This window comes from Ruegeria sp. HKCCA5839 (genome assembly GCF_013035585.1).
Lineage (GTDB): Bacteria > Pseudomonadota > Alphaproteobacteria > Rhodobacterales > Rhodobacteraceae > Ruegeria.
In genome coordinates, this window is the sequence record NZ_WQIE01000012.1 from 17,898 (window position 1) to 34,686 (window position 16,789).

20 protein-coding genes are annotated in these 16,789 nt (G+C 59.8%); 10 read left to right on the plus strand and 10 right to left on the minus strand.

Translation table 11 applies throughout. The features are described 5' to 3' along the window. Nucleotides 1-130 precede the first annotated feature (130 nt). The 3 genes from GOV38_RS20380 (at nucleotide 131) to GOV38_RS20390 (ending at nucleotide 4,517) form a co-directional block, all read left to right on the plus strand. Complete coding sequence (locus GOV38_RS20380; RefSeq protein ID WP_171208829.1) at nucleotides 131-3,586, plus strand: chromosome segregation SMC family protein; 3,456 nt, start codon at nucleotides 131-133, stop codon at nucleotides 3,584-3,586. 54 nt (nucleotides 3,587-3,640) lie between these two features. Continuing rightward, on the plus strand, nucleotides 3,641-3,991 hold the full coding sequence (locus tag GOV38_RS20385; RefSeq protein WP_171208828.1) for a hypothetical protein: 351 nt from the start codon (nucleotides 3,641-3,643) through the stop codon (nucleotides 3,989-3,991). 187 nt (nucleotides 3,992-4,178) lie between these two features. Beyond that, complete coding sequence (locus tag GOV38_RS20390; RefSeq protein WP_171102937.1) at nucleotides 4,179-4,517, plus strand: acyl-CoA thioesterase; 339 nt, start codon at nucleotides 4,179-4,181, stop codon at nucleotides 4,515-4,517. Between the two features lie 12 nt (nucleotides 4,518-4,529). Here the strand turns inward: GOV38_RS20390 and GOV38_RS20395 are convergent, their stop codons facing one another. From GOV38_RS20395 to cobD, 3 genes are read right to left on the minus strand one after another with little or no spacing between them, the layout of a single operon-like run. Continuing rightward, a complete protein-coding gene (locus GOV38_RS20395) occupies nucleotides 4,530-5,693 on the minus strand; it encodes a lytic murein transglycosylase (RefSeq protein ID WP_171208827.1) in 1,164 nt (387 codons plus the stop codon). 12 nt (nucleotides 5,694-5,705) lie between these two features. Next, on the minus strand, nucleotides 5,706-6,626 hold the full coding sequence (gene cbiB / locus GOV38_RS20400; protein WP_171208826.1) for an adenosylcobinamide-phosphate synthase CbiB: 921 nt from the start codon (nucleotides 6,624-6,626) through the stop codon (nucleotides 5,706-5,708). Continuing rightward, on the minus strand, nucleotides 6,623-7,585 hold the full coding sequence (gene cobD / locus GOV38_RS20405) for a threonine-phosphate decarboxylase CobD (RefSeq protein ID WP_171208825.1): 963 nt from the start codon (nucleotides 7,583-7,585) through the stop codon (nucleotides 6,623-6,625). The genes cbiB and cobD overlap by 4 nt, the downstream gene beginning before the upstream one ends. Before the next feature lie 183 nt (nucleotides 7,586-7,768). Here cobD and GOV38_RS20410 point away from each other — a divergent pair, with 183 nt between their 5' ends. Further along, nucleotides 7,769-8,131 (plus strand): response regulator transcription factor, encoded by a 363-nt coding sequence (locus tag GOV38_RS20410; protein ID WP_171130588.1) that lies wholly within the window; start codon nucleotides 7,769-7,771, stop codon nucleotides 8,129-8,131. Here GOV38_RS20410 and GOV38_RS20415 read toward each other — a convergent pair. Beyond that, entirely contained in the window at nucleotides 8,113-9,102 is a 990-nt protein-coding gene (locus tag GOV38_RS20415) for a glutathione S-transferase family protein (RefSeq protein ID WP_171208824.1), read from the minus strand. The genes GOV38_RS20410 and GOV38_RS20415 overlap by 19 nt on opposite strands. 174 nt (nucleotides 9,103-9,276) lie before the next feature. Here GOV38_RS20415 and GOV38_RS20420 point away from each other — a divergent pair, with 174 nt between their 5' ends. Continuing rightward, nucleotides 9,277-9,630 carry a hypothetical protein gene (locus GOV38_RS20420; protein ID WP_171102749.1) on the plus strand — a complete coding sequence of 118 codons (354 nt, stop codon included), beginning with the start codon at nucleotides 9,277-9,279 and terminating at the stop codon, nucleotides 9,628-9,630. Between the two features lie 348 nt (nucleotides 9,631-9,978). Here the strand turns inward: GOV38_RS20420 and GOV38_RS20425 are convergent, their stop codons facing one another. After that, a complete protein-coding gene (locus tag GOV38_RS20425; protein ID WP_171208823.1) occupies nucleotides 9,979-11,151 on the minus strand; it encodes a MalY/PatB family protein in 1,173 nt (390 codons plus the stop codon). A gap of 94 nt (nucleotides 11,152-11,245) precedes the next feature. Here GOV38_RS20425 and def (GOV38_RS20430) point away from each other — a divergent pair, with 94 nt between their 5' ends. Genes def (GOV38_RS20430) through GOV38_RS20450 form a run of 5 tightly spaced genes read left to right on the plus strand, consistent with a single transcriptional unit; the run spans nucleotide 11,246 to nucleotide 13,653 of the window. Continuing rightward, nucleotides 11,246-11,764, plus strand: a complete 519-nt coding sequence (def, locus tag GOV38_RS20430; protein ID WP_171130577.1) for a peptide deformylase — start codon at nucleotides 11,246-11,248, stop codon at nucleotides 11,762-11,764. Then, complete coding sequence (gene def / locus GOV38_RS20435; protein ID WP_171102754.1) at nucleotides 11,761-12,255, plus strand: peptide deformylase; 495 nt, start codon at nucleotides 11,761-11,763, stop codon at nucleotides 12,253-12,255. The genes def (GOV38_RS20430) and def (GOV38_RS20435) overlap by 4 nt, the downstream gene beginning before the upstream one ends. Before the next feature lie 2 nt (nucleotides 12,256-12,257). Continuing rightward, nucleotides 12,258-13,172, plus strand: coding sequence for a methionyl-tRNA formyltransferase (gene fmt / locus GOV38_RS20440; RefSeq protein ID WP_171208822.1), 915 nt, complete (start codon nucleotides 12,258-12,260; stop codon nucleotides 13,170-13,172). 6 nt (nucleotides 13,173-13,178) lie between these two features. Then, a complete protein-coding gene (locus GOV38_RS20445) occupies nucleotides 13,179-13,415 on the plus strand; it encodes a hypothetical protein (RefSeq protein WP_170400813.1) in 237 nt (78 codons plus the stop codon). Nucleotide 13,416: 1 nt separating this feature from the next. Beyond that, entirely contained in the window at nucleotides 13,417-13,653 is a 237-nt protein-coding gene (locus GOV38_RS20450; protein ID WP_171208821.1) for a GlsB/YeaQ/YmgE family stress response membrane protein, read from the plus strand. On the opposite strand, the gene GOV38_RS20455 is transcribed toward GOV38_RS20450, so the two are convergent. The 5 genes from GOV38_RS20455 to ispH are packed head-to-tail and all read right to left on the minus strand — an operon-like array spanning nucleotide 13,650 to nucleotide 16,719. Then, nucleotides 13,650-14,273 (minus strand): trimeric intracellular cation channel family protein, encoded by a 624-nt coding sequence (locus GOV38_RS20455; RefSeq protein WP_171208820.1) that lies wholly within the window; start codon nucleotides 14,271-14,273, stop codon nucleotides 13,650-13,652. The genes GOV38_RS20450 and GOV38_RS20455 overlap by 4 nt on opposite strands. Beyond that, the gene (rnhA, locus tag GOV38_RS20460; RefSeq protein ID WP_171208819.1) at nucleotides 14,270-14,737 is read right to left on the minus strand and encodes a ribonuclease HI; all 468 of its coding nucleotides are present in this window, start codon (nucleotides 14,735-14,737) and stop codon (nucleotides 14,270-14,272) included. Before rnhA ends, GOV38_RS20455 begins: the two co-directional genes overlap by 4 nt. Next, on the minus strand, nucleotides 14,730-15,323 hold the full coding sequence (locus GOV38_RS20465; RefSeq protein WP_171208818.1) for a class I SAM-dependent methyltransferase: 594 nt from the start codon (nucleotides 15,321-15,323) through the stop codon (nucleotides 14,730-14,732). The genes rnhA and GOV38_RS20465 overlap by 8 nt, the downstream gene beginning before the upstream one ends. After that, the gene (locus GOV38_RS20470) at nucleotides 15,320-15,772 is read right to left on the minus strand and encodes a DUF3429 domain-containing protein (protein ID WP_171208817.1); all 453 of its coding nucleotides are present in this window, start codon (nucleotides 15,770-15,772) and stop codon (nucleotides 15,320-15,322) included. Before GOV38_RS20470 ends, GOV38_RS20465 begins: the two co-directional genes overlap by 4 nt. Then, entirely contained in the window at nucleotides 15,769-16,719 is a 951-nt protein-coding gene (gene ispH / locus GOV38_RS20475; protein ID WP_171208816.1) for a 4-hydroxy-3-methylbut-2-enyl diphosphate reductase, read from the minus strand. Before ispH ends, GOV38_RS20470 begins: the two co-directional genes overlap by 4 nt. Nucleotides 16,720-16,789 lie beyond the last annotated feature (70 nt).

Consider the following 16,789-nt stretch of genomic DNA (forward strand, 5'->3'; position numbering starts at 1 on the left):
TCTTGCGTATTTCGCCAAGATATTGTGGATAAGTGCCACTGGCAGGCCATATCCTGCGGGTTCCCGTTGACTCTGGCCCTGTCGGTTGCGCAGACTTCGGAGCTACAGGAATCATGGGACCCGTTCGTCATTGCGTTTTAGCAAACTCAAATTGACAGGCTTCAAAAGCTTCGTTGATCCGACCGATCTGATCATCGCGGACGGGCTGACTGGTGTCGTCGGCCCCAATGGGTGCGGCAAGTCGAACCTGCTGGAAGCGCTGCGCTGGGTGATGGGGGAAAACCGCCCGAAATCCATGCGCGGTGGCGCGATGGAAGATGTGATCTTTGCCGGGGCCGCCACACGGCCCGCGCGCAACTTTGCCGAAGTGGTCCTGACCATGGACAATTCGGAACGCCTCGCACCTTCGGGGTTCAACGACAATGATCAGCTTGAGATTGTGCGCCGCATCACCCGCGACGTGGGCAGCGCCTATAAGACGAATGGCAAGGATGTGCGCGCGCGCGATGTGCAGATGCTGTTCGCCGATGCCTCTACCGGTGCGCATTCGCCTGCCTTGGTGGGACAGAACCGCATTGCCGAGTTGATCAACGCCAAACCCCGCGCCCGGCGCCGCATTCTGGAAGAGGCCGCCGGGATTTCGGGGCTCTACCAACGTCGCCACGAGGCGGAGTTGAAGCTGAAAGGGACCGAGGCCAACCTGACCCGCGTTGATGACGTGCTGGAGCAGTTGGGCGGGCAACTGGCGCAATTGGCGCGTCAAGCTCGACAGGCGGCCCGGTATCGTGAGATCGGAACCTTGCTGCGGCAGGCCGAGGGGATGCTTCTGTATCGCCGTTGGAAAGAAGCCGATATCGCGCGCCAGCAAGCCGAAGACAAGCTGCGGGACCGTATCACCGAAGCGTCGCGTGCCGAAGCGCAGGCGCGCGCGTCCTCTGCCAAGCGGGCCGAGATCGAAGAGACTCTGCCGCCATTGCGCGAGGAAGAGGCCATCGCCGCCGCAGTCCTGCAACGCCAGCAGGTCGAACGGGATCAACTGACCGATCAGGAATCCCGCGCGCGGCAGACCATCGAGACGCTGACCAACCGCATCAAGCAGTTGGGTCATGACATCGAGCGTGAGACGGGTCTGAACCGCGATGCCGGTGAGATGATCGAGCGTTTGGAATGGGAAGCACGCGAACTGGCAAAAGCGGCCGAGGGTCAGGACGAAAAGCTTGCCGAAGCGGCTGAGGTTGCGCGCGAGGCGGCCTCGGTCTTGCAGCAGCGTGAGGACCATTTGTCTCAAGAGACGGAAGACCTGGCCCGACTTGTGGCGCGACACCAATCGGCGCAGCGTTTGGTCGAAGACAGCCGCAAGACACTGGCCCGGTCTGAGGGGGAGGAAGAAAAGGCGCGCCTGGCAGTGGAGGATGCCAAATCGGCGGTGAACCGCGCGGGTGAGGCCTATGCGACGGCACAGAAGGACGAAGACGCGGCGCGGAGTGCAGCAGACGCTGCGGAAACTGCGCTGACGGCGGCTGATGAGTTGCGCAACGAAACGCAGGCGCGCGAGGCAGACGCGCGGGCCAAACGGTCAGAGGCAGAAGGCGAGTTGGGCGCGATCCGGGCCGAGACGACGGCATTGGCCAAATTGGTCGAGCGTGACACTGCCGAAGGCGGTCAGGTTCTGGACCTGTTGCGCGTGGTGCCGGGGTTCGAAAAGGCGCTTGGTGCCGCTTTGGCCGATGATTTGCGCGCACCTCTGGTCGAAGGAGATGGACCGTCGGGTTGGGTGGAATTGAGCGGCTATGATGCTGATCAACCGTTGCCTGACGGTGCCGAACCGCTCGCTCTGCATGTTTCGGGCCCAGACCGGCTGAGCCGTCGTATTGCGCAAATCGGACTTGTGGATGCGGATCAGGGCGCGCGCTTGCAATCGGCCTTGAAGCCCGGTCAGCGTCTGGTGTCGCGTTCGGGGGATTTGTGGCGCTGGGACGGGTTCCGCGCCTGGGCCGAAGATGCGCCCAGTGCAGCCGCGCTGCGGTTGGAGCAGTTGAACAAGCTGGAAGCGTTGAAGCAAGAGCTTGCACGGACCGAAGCGCAGGCCGAAGGCGCGCGCGCGGCGCATGAGACATTGTCGCAGAAACTGGCTGAAGTGACCGAGGCAGACCGCAAAGCGCGTGAGGCCCGGCGCGCTGCCGATCAACGTATGGCCGAAGCTGCCCGTGCGCTCAGCCGCGCCGAGGCAGATCGTAATCTTGCGCAGGGCAAGCTTGAGACCCTGTCACTGGCCGTCGACCGCCACAAAGAGGATGCCATGTCCGCGCGCGCGCAGCTGCGCGAGGCCGAAAACGCGTTGACGGGTTTGGGTGATCTGGACACGGCGCGCAGCCAGCTGGAAGACATCAAACAAACGGTCGAGGCGGCGCGGATCACCATGTTGACCCATCGGTCGACCCATGACGAACTGCGCCGCGAAGGCGAGGCACGCACGCGCCGCAGCCAAGAGGTGACCAAGGACCTCAGCGGCTGGCGGCACCGGCTGGAAACGGCGGAAAAGCGGATTTCGGAACTGGCAGAGCGCAAGGAGAGCTCGGAAGCTGAGCTGTCGCAGGCGATGGCTGCACCTGACGAGATCGCCGCACAGCGCGCCGAGTTGAACACTTTGATCGAAACCGCCGAAGCCCGCCGCAAAGAAGCTGGTGATCGTTTGGCCGAAGCCGAAGCGCAGCAGCGCGACGCGGTTCTGGCCGAACGTGAGGCAGAACGGCTTGCCTCGGAAGCTCGCGAAATGCGCGCAGCCGCAGAGGCGCGAAGCGAAGCGGCGAAAGAAGGTGTTGTCGCGGCCGCCGAACGGATCGCCGAAGACCAACAGCTGACCCCCAACCAGTTGCTAAACCAATTGGATGTGAACCCCGACCAGATGCCCGCCGCAGATGCGCTGGAAGCCGAGGTCAACCGTCATAAGCGTCAACGCGATGCGATGGGGGCGGTGAACCTGCGCGCCGAAGAAGACAGCAAAGAGGTGCAGGATGAGTTCGACACGCTCACCAGCGAAAAGGCCGATCTGGAAGAGGCGATCAAGGCGCTGCGCAGCGGCATTGCCAGCCTCAACCGCGAAGGGCGCGAACGTTTGCTGACCGCGTTTGAGCAAGTGAACTCGAACTTTGCGATGCTGTTCAAGCACCTGTTTAGCGGTGGCGAGGCCAACCTAGTCATGGTCGAAAGTGACGATCCGCTGGATGCCGGGCTTGAGATCATGTGTCAGCCGCCAGGTAAAAAGCTGTCGACCCTTAGCCTGCTGTCGGGTGGTGAGCAGACCCTGACCGCCACGGCGCTGATCTTTGGCGTCTTCCTGGCGAACCCAGCCCCGATCTGCGTGCTGGACGAAGTCGACGCTCCTCTGGACGACGCAAACGTGACCCGGTTCTGTGACTTGCTGGATGAGATGTGCCGCCAGACTGATACCCGGTTCCTGATCATCACCCACCATGCGGTAACCATGGCCAGGATGGACCGGCTGTTTGGTGTGACGATGCAGGAACAGGGCGTCAGCCAGTTGGTGTCGGTCGATCTGAAGAAAGCCGAGCAGATGGTGGCATGAGGCATCACCTCAACGTTATGAGCGGTTTCCGATCGCTTAGGCTAAGCTGATCTCATGACCCGATATCTCATCCTTGCCCTAATTGTCGCCTCACCCCTAAGTGCCGCAGAATGGCCCACCAAACCCGGCGATGTGCCCCTGTCGGTGCAAGAATTGGAGGCACTGGCAGGCCGTACGCTGACTTTCTATGACGATGGTCAATCGAAATTCTCGGCCGGTGGGGCCTATTCCTATACCTATGCCAGCGGGGAATCTGCCTTTGGCACCTATTCCATCGCCGAGGACGGGAGCATCTGTATCGACTATCGCAACGGGTTCAGTCGCTGCGACCTCTATGTCCGTAGCGGTGATCGGTTGATCGTGATTGACCAAAAAGGGGATCGCTATCCGGTGCGGCCGGAGTGACACAGGGTTTAACAACGCACCAGGCGCGCGGAGTCTGGACAGTTGCGCATCGAAGGTGGTGCACATTGCCACCGGAAGGATCTAAGCAGTGACGAATGATAGCGATGAACGGCTTGTGCGGGCAAAGAGGCGCGCATCACATGGGCGGCAGCAGGATGAAGGCGTTCTGGTCATCCGTACCATCGCTATGCCAGCCGATACCAATCCGGCAGGGGATATCTTTGGCGGGTGGTTGATGTCGCAAATGGATCTGGCGGCTGGAAACATGGCGGCGCGGGTGGCGCAGGGACGGGCGGCCACGGTGTCTGTCGAGGCAATGCAGTTTCTTCAACCGGTCAAGGTGGGGGATGAGGTGACGCTCTACGCCACACTCGTGAAAGTGGGCCGCACATCGATCCGTGTACATGTGGATGTCTGGGCGCGTCCCCGACAATCGGACAATGGGCAAAAAGTAACGGATGCGGATTTCGTGTTTGTCGCTCTGGATGAGGACGGAACACCGCGTCCGATTGACTTGGAGGGTTGAAGGGGCGTCTTGCTAGAGACGGTTCAACAACTCGGCCGTGGGCCACGCATCTGCGGGCAAACCGAGGCGCTGTTGCTCGGTCTGAACGGCGGCCCGCGTTCCCGCACCCAGAATGCCGTCGATCTTGCCGACGTCATGGCCGCGGGCTTGCAGCTTGGTCTGCAATTGCTTCATTTGCGCCCCGGATAGCCCCGGAGCGGGGTTGCCTGCGTCATAGATCTGAGCCCCCTCTAACCGTGTGCCGAAATAGGCGGCGGTCAGGACGTAGACAAAGCTTTGGTTCCATTCGAAATAGACGTCGAAATTCGGATAAGCCAGAAAGGCAGGCCCCTGGTGCCCTTGCGGCAGGATCAGGGAAGCGGGCAGGTTGCTGAGCGACCCGTTGCGCGCCTGTACACCCATGGCCTGCCAGTCTGAGACCGGGCGCGGTTTTCCGGGGCCAGACAGCGACCAATCCATCTGCGCAGGCACGGTAACCTCTTGCAGCCAGGGTTGACCCGGCTGCCAGCCCAGATGCGACAGCATCTTGGCCCCTGACAGCAGCGCATCCGGGGCAGAGGTTTTAAGCGACACCTTGCCGTCACCATCCCCGTCGATGCCGTTCTCCAGAATGTCGCGGGGCAGCATCTGGACCATGCCGATCTCACCAGCCCAGGCACCCGTTGTGCGGGCAGGGTCGAAATCACCGTTCTGATAAAGCTCGATCGCGGCAAAAATCTGAGGCCGGAAGAGCTCGGGGCGGCGACAATCATGGGCCAGGGTTACCAGCGCGTTGCGGGTGTTGAAATCGCCTTGAAACGATCCGTAGTCAGTCTCGAACGCCCAAAAGGCCAATAAGACACCGCGTGACACACCATATTCGCGTTCGATCTGGTCAAACTCCGCGTCATACTTGCCCGACATCGCCTTGCCTCGATCAATCCGGTTGGCCGAGATCAGGCGGCGGGAAAACTCGATGAACGGTTTTTGGAACACGCCTTGTGCGCGGTCTGCTTTCAACACGGCACCGTCCTGTTGCACACCTTTGAAAAACGCGTCGACGGTTGCTTTGTCAAAGCCTTGCTGAACAGCCTCGGCCTTCAACCCTTTGACGAAGCTGTTAAACCCACCGCCACATTGGGCCAGGGCAGGGGTGGCAAGCAGGGTGGCGGCGATCAGGCCTGTAAGAAAGCGCATCAAGATGTCCCGTCAGAAAATCAGTTTAATCCCAACCCACACTGACAGCGCGCCAAGCGCAAGCCCCCAAACCTGCCAAAGCATGGTACAGGCGCGAAAAACCTCATGCGGGCCGATCTCACGCCGGGCGTCACCATTGACCCAGGCCAGATCGCGCATCGTGCCATCATAGCTTCGCGGCCCGGCCAGCGCGATCCCAAGCGCGCGGGCCATAGCGGCCTCGGGCAATCCGGCATTGGGTGAGATATGGCGTCGCGCGTCGGCAACGATCTCGCGCCAGCGCGACCATGTGCCCGACAGCGCCATGATCATCAAGCAGGTCAGGCGCGCGGGGATCAGGTTTAGCAGGTCGTCACATCGGGCAGCGGCCCAACCGAAGGACGCGTATTTTTCGCTGCGGTACCCGATCATGCTGTCGGCTGTGTTGACAGCCTTGTAGATCAGGATCCCGGGCAACCCGCCCAGCAGAAACCAGAATGCAGGTGCGATGACCCCATCGCTGAGGTTTTCTGCGGCACTTTCGATGGCCGACCGCGCGACCTGAGGCTGGCTCATGTCGCGCGTATCACGTGAGACGATCATGGCAACCCGACCGCGTCCTTCTTCTAGCGAAATCTGCAGCCCGTCGGCGACATCGCGTACATGCGTGACCAGCGATTTCTGGGCCAGAAGAATGGCGCAAACGAGGATTTCGACTATTGGTCCCAATTGTGCCAACAGGGCTCCGATACCCCAGCCGCAGATGATCAACAGAGCCAGAACCGCGGTTCCTTTCACGCGTTTGCCTGATCCGCGATTCAAGCGCTGGTCTAGCCAGCCGATACAGTTGCCGATGAGAACGGCGGGGTGGCGAATGCGAGACCAAAGCCAGTCCGGCTCGCCCAACGCGGCATCGAGGCACATCGCGGCGATCAGCAAAAGCGCGGTGGTCACAGCGCGGCCTCAAGCCGGTCCCAAGAATCTGAGGGTGGCAGGCCCAGGCGCAGGTAGGTGTCGGAATAGGGGAAGATCCGGCTCCAGATATGTGCTTGGGCCAGGCGGTCTTGCCACGCGAACGCCCGGTCGACGCGATACAGGCGAAAGAGACTGGTGCCTCCTACGACTTGTGCTCCGTGTGCGGTCAACATCGCATCCAAACGGTCTGCGTCTTGGCTCAGGCGAGCGCGTGTCTCCTCGGCCCAGCTCAGGTCGCGCAAAGCGCGCTCTCCGATGCGCAAGGCAGGGCCCGAAACGGCCCACGGTCCTGTCAGGTCATTGAGCCGATCGATGACACTTGGTTGACCAATGGCAAAGCCCAGGCGCAGACCCGCAAGCCCCCAAAACTTGCCAAAGCTCTTTAGAACGATCACACTCGGTCGCTTGGCCAATTGGATCAATGTGGTGCCCGGCGTCACATCGCAAAAGCTTTCATCGATCACGGTCAGCGCGGCATCCGCGTCACTGGCCGACCACAGGCGGCCATCTGGGTTGTTGGGGTGCACCAGAACCCGCGCTTCCGCCGGGCCTGCTTCCTGAACGTTCCATCCATGCGCCGCAAAAGCTGCGGCATGTTCGTTATAGGTGGGTGTTGTGATCCGCACACGCCCCGGGTCCGTCAGTGCGGGAATGCGCGCGATCAGAGCCGAAGCGCCAGGTGCGGGTAGAATTGCAGCCTGATCCGGTACGTTCCAGAAGGCGCGGGCTGCGCCGCTTATGGCCTGGAAAGCATCATGGTCGGGTAGCGCCGTCCAATCCGTGCCAGACAGTTCGCCGATCGGATAAGCATGAGGATTGATGCCTGTCGATAGGTCAAGCCAGTCTCCACGGATGCCACCATAACGCTCCATCGCAGCGGCGAGCCCACCGCCATGGTCGCGTGTTGCGCGTGGGTTCAAACTGTCAGAGTGGTTCATCGTACAATTCGTTGGATTTGGCCGGATTTTCCCGTTTCAAGCGGATTTTCGCCGTTCGGGCAAGCAAATCCGCGCGAGCAGGGCCAGTGACAGGTCATGTTAACACTTTGTTAAGGATTTGGCTGGATCACGGACCTTGGGGGTCGGCATAACGCATCATATCACGTGCCGAGGTAGTTGCAAATGAAAGTACTGATTGTTGAGAGTAATCCTGACCTCGGTCGGGTTTGGAAAAGGCATCTGGAGAGACAGGGTGCCGAGGTCACTTTGGTGGGAACTCAGGAAGCCGCAATTCTTGCACTTTACGGAACGGATTTCGAGATCATCGTGCTGGACCTGGTTCTCGAGACCGGCAGCGCTCTGGCGGTTGCCGATTTCGCAAGCTATCGCCGACCAGAGGCGCGCGTCATCTTTGTTACCAACACAACCTTCTTTTCGGACGGGTCAATCTTTTCCCATAGCGCCAATGCCTGCGCCTATGTTCAAAGCAGTACCCCGCCCGAAGACTTGGCCGCGATGGTCGAGCACTATGCCGCGGGGCGCTGATCCCGCATGTGTGGTTCCAGGTAATCCAACTGTGGATTGACCGGAATGATCCGGTGCGGATTGATGCTTTCGTGGCTAAAGTGATAGTGACGCACGATGTGGTTCATATTCACCGTCTCGGCCACGCCCGGCCACTGATACAATTCGCGCGTATAGGCCCATAGGTTCGGGTAATCGATCAGACGCTTGCGGTTGCATTTGAAATGCAGGTGATAGACCGGGTCAAACCGGATCAGGGTTGTGAACAGGCGCCAATCTGCTTCGGTCACGCGCTCGCCCATCAGGTAGCGGTTTCGCACCAGGCGATCTTCCAGCCAGTCCAAGGTCTCGAACAACGGCGCAACCGCATTGTCATAGGCCTCTTGCGATGTGGCAAAGCCGGATTTGTAGACGCCGTTGTTGACGTTCGAATAGATGCGGGCGTTCACCTCTTCGATTTCGTCGCGCATCGCTTCGGGCCAATAGTCGTCGGTGTTTCCGGTGATCCTGTCAAAGGCTGAATTGAACATGCGGATGATTTCCGAGCTTTCGTTCGACACGATCGTTTCCTGCACCTTGTCCCACAGGATCGGAACGGTCACGCGCCCGGAATAGGTGGGATCAGCTTTGGTATAGATCTGATGCGCGAAGTCGAGCCCATAGAGATCGTCGCCTGTGGCACCGTTTTCGTCGGTCTCAAAAGTCCAGCCTTGTGTCAGCATGTCGGGATGAACAACCGAGACGGAGATATGATTGCTCAGGTCTTTGAGTTCACGGAAGATCAGTGTGCGGTGCGCCCAGGGGCAGGCAAGGCTGACATAGAGGTGATACCGTCCGCTTTCCGCCTTGAACCCGCCTTTGCCCGAAGGTCCGGCGGCCCCATCGGCTGTGATCCAATTGCGAAACTGAGCGGCAGATCTTTTGAAAGCGCCATTATTGGATTTGGTGTCATACCACTGGTCGTGCCAGATGCCGTCAACAAGCAGCCCCATCTTTCGTCCTCCGATTGGTTGAAACCGAACCTAGGTCTTGGCTTTGTGTTTTCCTACCGGAATTGACGCGCAGATTGCCTGCAGCGATGCACACAGTCGAAAAGGTCCTGCGCGTGTTCATTGGATTTTTACCTGGATGGGGTCAAAATAGAGTGCGCTTGGGGAGTTTTTTGAATGAGTACCTATGTTTCAAAAGAAATTCGCGCCGAATTGGACGCTGCGCGAATCGCATCCTTGAAAAAAGCCAGTCGCCTTCGTGTCGAATTTGGCGACAATGCCTATAAAATCCTTTCATTGTGGAAAGATGGCTTTGCAGTTGAGGCGGCATCAACACCGCGCCTGCGCGGATTGGTCGACATCTTTGATGGGGCAAATCACCTGTATCAGTGCCTGATCATCGCGGATGAAGAACAGGCGGGCGAAATGCGCTACGAATTCAAACGCAGCACGGCGGCGCATGACAAAGCGCCGTTGGATTTCTATCGCGCGCCCGACGCACCGATCGCTTTGCTGGAATCCGACGAATAGGGGTCGGAAGACGCTTTGGAGGCGAAGGTGTCGCCACCCTAAGCTTTGAGTGATTCCGCCGTACTCGCCAGCCCAACTTCTTGGTTCAGGGTGTGATTATTGAACCTAGACTGTTCGCGCGCATTTCATCACTGGATCCGTTTCCGGAAGGCCAGCACCTATTCTTCATCAGGCCCCATACATGAACGACCGTTGTCGGGAAACGCCTGCCAAGACGGTTTGCGAGGCTCGCCAGCGGTGAAAGCAGCATTCAGCGAACGCTTGATTGATTTCCGGCTCGGCAAGCCAGCCAGCCGGCAGAATACCGTATTGATCTTCCATTTTTTGCAGTGGAATGCTGTCGCTGCCTTATTGCAAATCGCCGAATGCCTGTTTCAACCGTACGCAGGCCTCTTCCACCCGCGTGCGCTGCGTGGCGAGGTTGAAACGCTCGAACGTTTCTCCGCCCGGGCCAAAACCGGGGCCGGATGAGGTGGCGATACGCGCATCCTCGCGCAGGCGTTTCACAAACTCGGCATGGTTCATCCCGGTGCCCGAAAAATCGACCCAAGCCAGATAGGTTGCCTGGAGCGGCATCGACCAGAGCCCAGGGATTTCGGCAATGGTGGCATCGAACAGCTTGCGGTTTTCATCCAGATGCGCGACCTGAGCATCCGCCCATGCCGCCCCTTCCGGGGAATAGGCGGCCGTGATCATCGCCACGCCCAATGCGCTGGGATCATAGTCCAGCGTCTGCAACCGGTGGCGCATTTCCGCGCGCAGTTTCGGGTCTGGGATGATCATATTCCCGGTGCGCTGACCGGCGATGTTGAAGGTTTTCGATGCGGCGTTCAGGGTCACTGTCCAAGGGCGTGCCTCGGGGGCAGCGATGTCCATCGGCACAAACGTGTTTCCGGGATAGACCAGGTCGTGGTGGATCTCGTCCGACACCAGTATCAACCCGTTCCGCTTGGCAAAATCCGCCACCGCGCGCAGCTCATCCGCAGTCCAGACCCGGCCCGAAGGGTTTTGTGGTGAACACCAGAGCAACAGCTTTTCGGATCCGTCCAAGCGCTGTTGAGCGTCCTCCAGATCCAGCGCATAGCTGTCTCCGTCACGCACCAATGGGCATTCGACCAGTCGCCGACCGGCCTTGTTCACCTTATGCGCAAACTCATGATAAACGGGCGTGAATATGGCCACGCCGTCACCCGGTTCGCTCCAGACGTCCAGCGACAAGGCAATCGCGTTGCCCAAACCTTGCGAGGTGAGAATCCAATCCGTGTCGATCTGCCAGTTGTGACGCGTGTTCATCCACCACTGCACCGCGTTCAAGTAGTCCGGGTGTATCCACGAATATCCAAACGCGCCGTGTTCTGCGGCCGCGCGCACGGCCTCGATCACGCAAGGGGCGGTCGCATAGTCGGAATCTGCCGTCCACATGGCCAAGCCATCTTCGGGCGACACGCCATAGAGACGCTCCATCTTGTCCCATTTTGAAGAGTTGGTGCCCCGGCGGTCGATCAGGTCGTTGAAAGTCATGTCATCTCCATCTGTCGGGGCGAAAGCTAACCACAAATCGATCGGGTGCAAGGGGGCCGTTGCGGTGACGGGCGCGATGGCCTAAATCAGCCTCATGAAACGCAATATCCTGATCCATCCTGACCCCCGTCTGAAAAAGGTCTGCGCGCCGGTGGCCGATATCACCGACGAACTGCGTAGCCTGGCCGATGACATGTTGGAAACGATGTATGACGCGCCGGGCATCGGCCTCGCGGCTCCTCAGATCGGGGTGCTGGACCGGCTGATCGTGGTGGATTGCGTCAAAGAAGAAGGCGAGTCTCCGCGCCCATTGATCATGTTCAACCCCGAGATCATCGCGTCATCGGATGAGACGAATGTCTACGAAGAAGGCTGCTTGTCGATCCCCGAGCAATATGCCGAGGTCACGCGCCCCAAGGTGGTGGATGTCGCCTGGCTGGACCGTGACGGCAACGCGCAGCAAGAGACGTTCGACGGGTTGTGGGCCACATGTGTGCAGCACGAGATTGATCATTTGAACGGCAAGCTGTTCATCGACTATCTCAAACCACTCAAGCGTCAGATGATCACGCGCAAGATGCAAAAGCTCAAACGTGAACGGGCGCGCGCATGACGGTGCGCACATGCCTGCCTTGGCCTGACAAACGCCTGCGCACCAAGGCCGAAAAAGTATCCGAGATCACCGATGAGATCCGTGCCATCTGGGACGATATGATCGACACGATGGAGGCGATGCCAGGCGTTGGACTGGCAGCGCCACAGATCGGGGTGATGTTGCGATTGGCGGTTGTTGACGGATCGACGCAGCGCGGCAAGGCGGTGCGTCTGGCCAATCCCGAGATCCTGCACAGCTCAGTCGAGCTGCGTGAACATGATGAGGCCAGCCCAAACCTGCCGGGTGTCTCGGCCAAGGTGAAACGCCCTCGCGCGGTGACCGTGCGGTTTCTGAACGAACAGGGCATGATCGACCGCCGCGACTTTGTCGGGATCGAAGCCACCAGCGTGCAGCATCAGATCGACCATTTGAACGGGCGGATGTATTTTGACCGGCTGAGCAAGGTCAAGCGCGACATGCTGCTGCGCAAGGCCAAGAAACAGGGGTAGCGATGCGTGTTATCTTCATGGGAACGCCGGAATTCTCGGTGCCGGTGCTGGATGCGCTGATCGAGGCCGGGCACGAGATCGCCGCCGTCTATTGTCAGCCGCCGCGTCCTGCCGGGCGGGGTAAGAAAGATCGTCCAACGCCGGTGCATGCGCGGGCTGCAGCCTTGGGGTTAGAGGTGCGGCATCCGACCTCTTTGAAATCCCCCGAAGAACAAGACCGTTTTGCTGCAGTGAAAGCTGATGTGGCCGTGGTGGTCGCCTATGGGCTGATCTTGCCGCAACCCATTCTGGATGCGCCCAGCCAAGGGTGTCTGAATATCCATGCCAGCCTGTTGCCGCGCTGGCGCGGGGCGGCACCGATCCACCGTGCGATCATGGCCGGTGACGCGCAGACCGGGATCTGTATCATGCAGATGGAGGCCGGGCTGGACACCGGGCCCGTTCTGCTGCGTCAGGCCACTGATATCGGGGCTGAGGAAACCACCGCCCAGCTACATGATCGCCTGTCGGATATGGGGGCGGCGCTGATTGTTCGGGCCTTGGCCCAATTGCCGGACCTGACCCTGGAACCGCAACCTGAGGCAGGCGTGACCTATGCCAGCAAGATCGACAAAGCCGAAGCGCGCATCGACTGGTCAGCACCCGCCTCCGAGGTGGATCGAAAAATCCGCGGGCTGTCTCCGTTTCCTGGCGCGTGGACCGAAATCGAGGGCGAGCGGATCAAGTTGCTCTCCTCTCGGCTGGCCGAGGGGCAGGGATCGGTGGGAGAGGTGCTGGATGACCAGCTGCGCGTGGCCTGCGGGGAAGGTGCAGTTGAGTTGTTGCGCTTGCAACGGGCGGGCAAAGGCGCGCAGGATAGGGAAACTTTCTTGCGAGGGTGGCCGATCCCGGTCGGCACCCGTCTTTCGTCGGAGTAGACCGCCATGTTCATGGTCCTGATGGGCACTGTCGTGATTGCCGGGATTGTGGGCTATCTATCCGAGAAGACCGGGTTCACCCATAACGGGTACCTGCCGTCGATCATCATATGTGTCGGCGGCGCGTTCCTGTTCTATTTTGTCCGCATCATGTTTGGCATCAGCTTTGGACCGCCGGGACTTGATGCGGTGCTGTCTTCGATTGGTGCGCTGATCATCGTCCCCACGCATTGGAGAAAATGACATGCCCATCGTCGTGTTGATCATCATCGGAGCCGCAGCCGGTTTTCTAGCCACACGCCTGATGCGGATCGAAGCAAGCATCCCTGCCACGCTATTGATCGGTATTGTCGGCGCCCTTTTGGGTGGGTTGATCCTACGTTCGCTTGCCTCGATGATGGGCTGGATGTCCGGTTTCGTCGGTGCGGTTCTGGGCGCGTTGCTGGTGATCTGGATCTGGAAAACCTACCTGCGGCGCTAAGCCGATGGTGGGCGCCCTTTGTAAACCGGCAGTTGCCAGCCAAACAACAAGGATCCGGCCCTGAGCCCCCAACAGACCAATGCGCAGAGGCCAAGCGCGGGTAGAGCATGCAAACCCAACCGGGTCGCCATGACAGCCGTCACTGCCCCTGCAAAAGCGCAGGTCACGTAAAGTTCACCTTGTTTCAGCACCAACGGCACCTCATTGCAGACCACATCGCGCATCAAACCACCCAGGCAGCCCGTGGTCACACCCATCAGCACGACAATCACCCCCGACTGATCCAGTGACAGGGCTGCGCCTGTCCCCGCCGCGACTGCGATGGACAGGGCAAAACTGTCCAGCCAGATCAGCCAGCGGTAACGGCTTTCAACCAGATGTGCGGTGAAGAACACCAGAACGGCTGCTGCACAGGCGATCAGGACATAGTTGGGTTGACCCACCCAGAAAACCGGATGTCGGTCCAGCAGCAGATCTCGTACCGTGCCACCGCCTACCGCCGTCAGGCAGGCGATGAACGCAAATCCCACAAGGTCCAGCTGCGCCCGGCTGGCGACCAGCGCCCCGGTCAGGGCAAAGACCAGAACCGATGCGTAATCCAGCAGCGACAGCGCCGTCATGCTTCTGACTTTTTGGGTTTGAACGGGGCCATACCGGCACGCGCCAATTCGTCGGCGCGCTCGTTTTCGGGATGACCTGCATGACCTTTGACCCATTCCCATGTCACATCGTGCCGCTCTTGCGCCGCATCCAGACGCTGCCAAAGGTCCACATTCTTGACGGGTTTTTTGTTCGAGGTTCTCCAGCCGTTCCGTTTCCAGCCGAAAATCCAGCCGGTCACACCGTTTTTCACATAGGCGCTGTCAGTCACGATGGTGATCGTGGACGCGCGCTCCAGCGTTTCAAGCGCGCTGATCGCGGCGAGAAGCTCCATCCTGTTATTGGTGGTTTCCGCCTCGCCGCCGTTAAGTTCGCGTTCTTTCAAAACCGTTTCGCCCTGCATGGCGCGCAGCAGGACGCCCCAGCCTCCGGGTCCGGGATTGCCGGAACAGGCCCCGTCAGTAAAGGCAAACAGATCAGGCATGGGTGTGCAATCCGATCCAGTCCGACTCCGAGCCATCCAGGCCCGTTCCGCGACCGGTGCGTTGGCTGACTACCGTGAAACCGGCATCCTTCATGTAGGTCTTCAATTCATCCTCGGAATAATAGCTATAGAACCGCCCCAGCCGATCCGGGCCTTCACCTTGGCCCAATTTCATCGCGATAAAGAAGATGCCACGGGGTTTCAACGCATTCTGGATAGCGGCCAGATGGCTGGGAAATTGCGCCCGCGCGGCGTGGAGTAGGCTGAAATTGGCCCAAATCCCATCATACAGGCCTGCAGCGTCAAGGTCTGCGAATCCGGCTTGTCGGGCTGTCACGCCGGGATGGGTCGAGGCAAGTTCGACCATGCGGGCTGAGGCATCTGTCGCGTCCACAACCAATCCGGCTTGCGCCATAAGCGCGGCCGAGGTTCCCGGCCCGCATCCAAGATCCAAGACGCGTCCACCTGCGGGAATTGCAGCGATGAACTCGGAAACCCGAGGATCGGCTGCGTTGTCCTTATTGGTAAGCTGCGCATATTTTTCGGCTTGGGCGTCATAGACGGCAATGGTGTCTTGATCGGTCACAGGTACACTCCGACGGCCAGGCACAAGACAACGACGGCGGTGAGCAACAGGCGCAGTTTCAGCCACCAACGCGGTGCCAGCCCCCATTGCCAGAACAGGGCATCCAGGATCAGAAGGCCGACAAAGCCGGTCATCAGGTTCAGGCCAGCAGCTACCGGTCCACCCCCTGTCATGAAAAACGCCCAGAGGGCAGGCAGCACTGACAGGCCATAACAGATTGTCGCCTTGGTTCCCGCGGTTTTTGTGGCGAAGCCCCAGAGAACCCCGGACATAAAGCTGAGGATGACTGAGCCATAGAACAGCTGCACATAAGGCCCGACCATCCGTGGCCCCAAGGCACGGCTGCCCCAGGCCTGAAGATCGCTATTCAAAAGAGTCAGCGCCCCCCAAACAAAGGGTATCAGGCCCGCCAATCCCAAGAACAGGGGGGCACGGGGAATGCCGTTCATGCAGGTTCTCGCAAAACACGCGGGACTTTGAATTCGACGTTTTCGGTTGCGGTTTCCACAGGTGTAACGGTGACGTCGTAATGGGCGCGAAACGCGTCGATGACCTCGTTTACGAGGACCTCGGGGGCTGAGGCACCGGCGGTGATCGCGACGCTGGAAATCCCCTCAAGCGCGCGCCAGTCAATATCTGTCGCGCGCTGAACAAGTTGCGCATAATTGCAGCCTGCGCGCGACGCGACTTCGACCAGGCGGCGCGAGTTCGACGAGTTGGGCGCGCCCACGACCAGCAATGCATCTGATTTTGGCGCCACGGCTTTTGCCGCTTCCTGCCGGTTGGTGGTCGCATAGCAGATATCTTCCTTGTGTGGGCCGACAATGGCCGGGAAGCGATCTTTCAGCGCGGCGATGATGTCCTTCGTGTCATCCACCGAAAGCGTGGTTTGGGTGACAAAGGCTAGCTTTTCCGGGTTGCGGACCGTCACGGTTGCGACATCTGCGACAGTTTCTACCAGCAGCACCTCACCCTCGGGCAGTTGTCCCATGGTGCCAATAGTCTCGGGGTGGCCTTTGTGGCCGATCATGATCATCTGTAGCCCGGCATCCGAATGGCGTTGCGCCTCGACATGCACTTTCGATACCAAAGGGCAGGTGGCATCGACAAACACCATTTGGCGCTGAGACGCCTCCGCGGGAACCGACTTCGGAACCCCGTGCGCCGAGAACACGACGGGCCGGTCGTCAGGACATTCATCCAGTTCTTCGACAAAGACCGCGCCTTTGTCGCGTAGGCTGTCGACGACGAATTTGTTGTGCACGATCTCATGGCGCACATAGACGGGTGCCCCCCATTTCTCGATTGCCATTTCGACAATCTTGATCGCGCGATCCACACCGGCGCAGAACCCGCGCGGGGCGGCAAGGTACAAGGTCAGGGGGGGCTTGGTCATCATCTGTCTCCTTACGAGCCAGTTAGGTCTTTTACCTGCCTTGGTCCAGACAGGAGCGCGTCATTTGTTT

Coding starts and splice junctions, on each gene's coding strand:
- cobD (WP_171208825.1), bottom strand. CDS start 7,585: ATGAACCACTCTGACAGTTTGAACCCACGCGCAACACGCGACCATGGC.
- ispH (WP_171208816.1), bottom strand. CDS start 16,719: ATGACCAAGCCCCCCCTGACCTTGTACCTTGCCGCCCCGCGCGGGTTC.
- GOV38_RS20410 (WP_171130588.1), top strand. CDS start 7,769: ATGAAAGTACTGATTGTTGAGAGTAATCCTGACCTCGGTCGGGTTTGG.
- GOV38_RS20385 (WP_171208828.1), top strand. CDS start 3,641: ATGACCCGATATCTCATCCTTGCCCTAATTGTCGCCTCACCCCTAAGT.
- GOV38_RS20455 (WP_171208820.1), bottom strand. CDS start 14,273: ATGACGGCGCTGTCGCTGCTGGATTACGCATCGGTTCTGGTCTTTGCC.
- def (WP_171102754.1), top strand. CDS start 11,761: ATGACGGTGCGCACATGCCTGCCTTGGCCTGACAAACGCCTGCGCACC.
- def (WP_171130577.1), top strand. CDS start 11,246: ATGAAACGCAATATCCTGATCCATCCTGACCCCCGTCTGAAAAAGGTC.
- GOV38_RS20390 (WP_171102937.1), top strand. CDS start 4,179: ATGCCAGCCGATACCAATCCGGCAGGGGATATCTTTGGCGGGTGGTTG.
- fmt (WP_171208822.1), top strand. CDS start 12,258: ATGCGTGTTATCTTCATGGGAACGCCGGAATTCTCGGTGCCGGTGCTG.
- GOV38_RS20395 (WP_171208827.1), bottom strand. CDS start 5,693: ATGCGCTTTCTTACAGGCCTGATCGCCGCCACCCTGCTTGCCACCCCT.
- GOV38_RS20415 (WP_171208824.1), bottom strand. CDS start 9,102: ATGGGGCTGCTTGTTGACGGCATCTGGCACGACCAGTGGTATGACACC.
- GOV38_RS20445 (WP_170400813.1), top strand. CDS start 13,179: ATGTTCATGGTCCTGATGGGCACTGTCGTGATTGCCGGGATTGTGGGC.
- GOV38_RS20425 (WP_171208823.1), bottom strand. CDS start 11,151: ATGACTTTCAACGACCTGATCGACCGCCGGGGCACCAACTCTTCAAAA.
- rnhA (WP_171208819.1), bottom strand. CDS start 14,737: ATGCCTGATCTGTTTGCCTTTACTGACGGGGCCTGTTCCGGCAATCCC.
- GOV38_RS20450 (WP_171208821.1), top strand. CDS start 13,417: ATGCCCATCGTCGTGTTGATCATCATCGGAGCCGCAGCCGGTTTTCTA.
- GOV38_RS20470 (WP_171208817.1), bottom strand. CDS start 15,772: ATGAACGGCATTCCCCGTGCCCCCCTGTTCTTGGGATTGGCGGGCCTG.
- GOV38_RS20420 (WP_171102749.1), top strand. CDS start 9,277: ATGAGTACCTATGTTTCAAAAGAAATTCGCGCCGAATTGGACGCTGCG.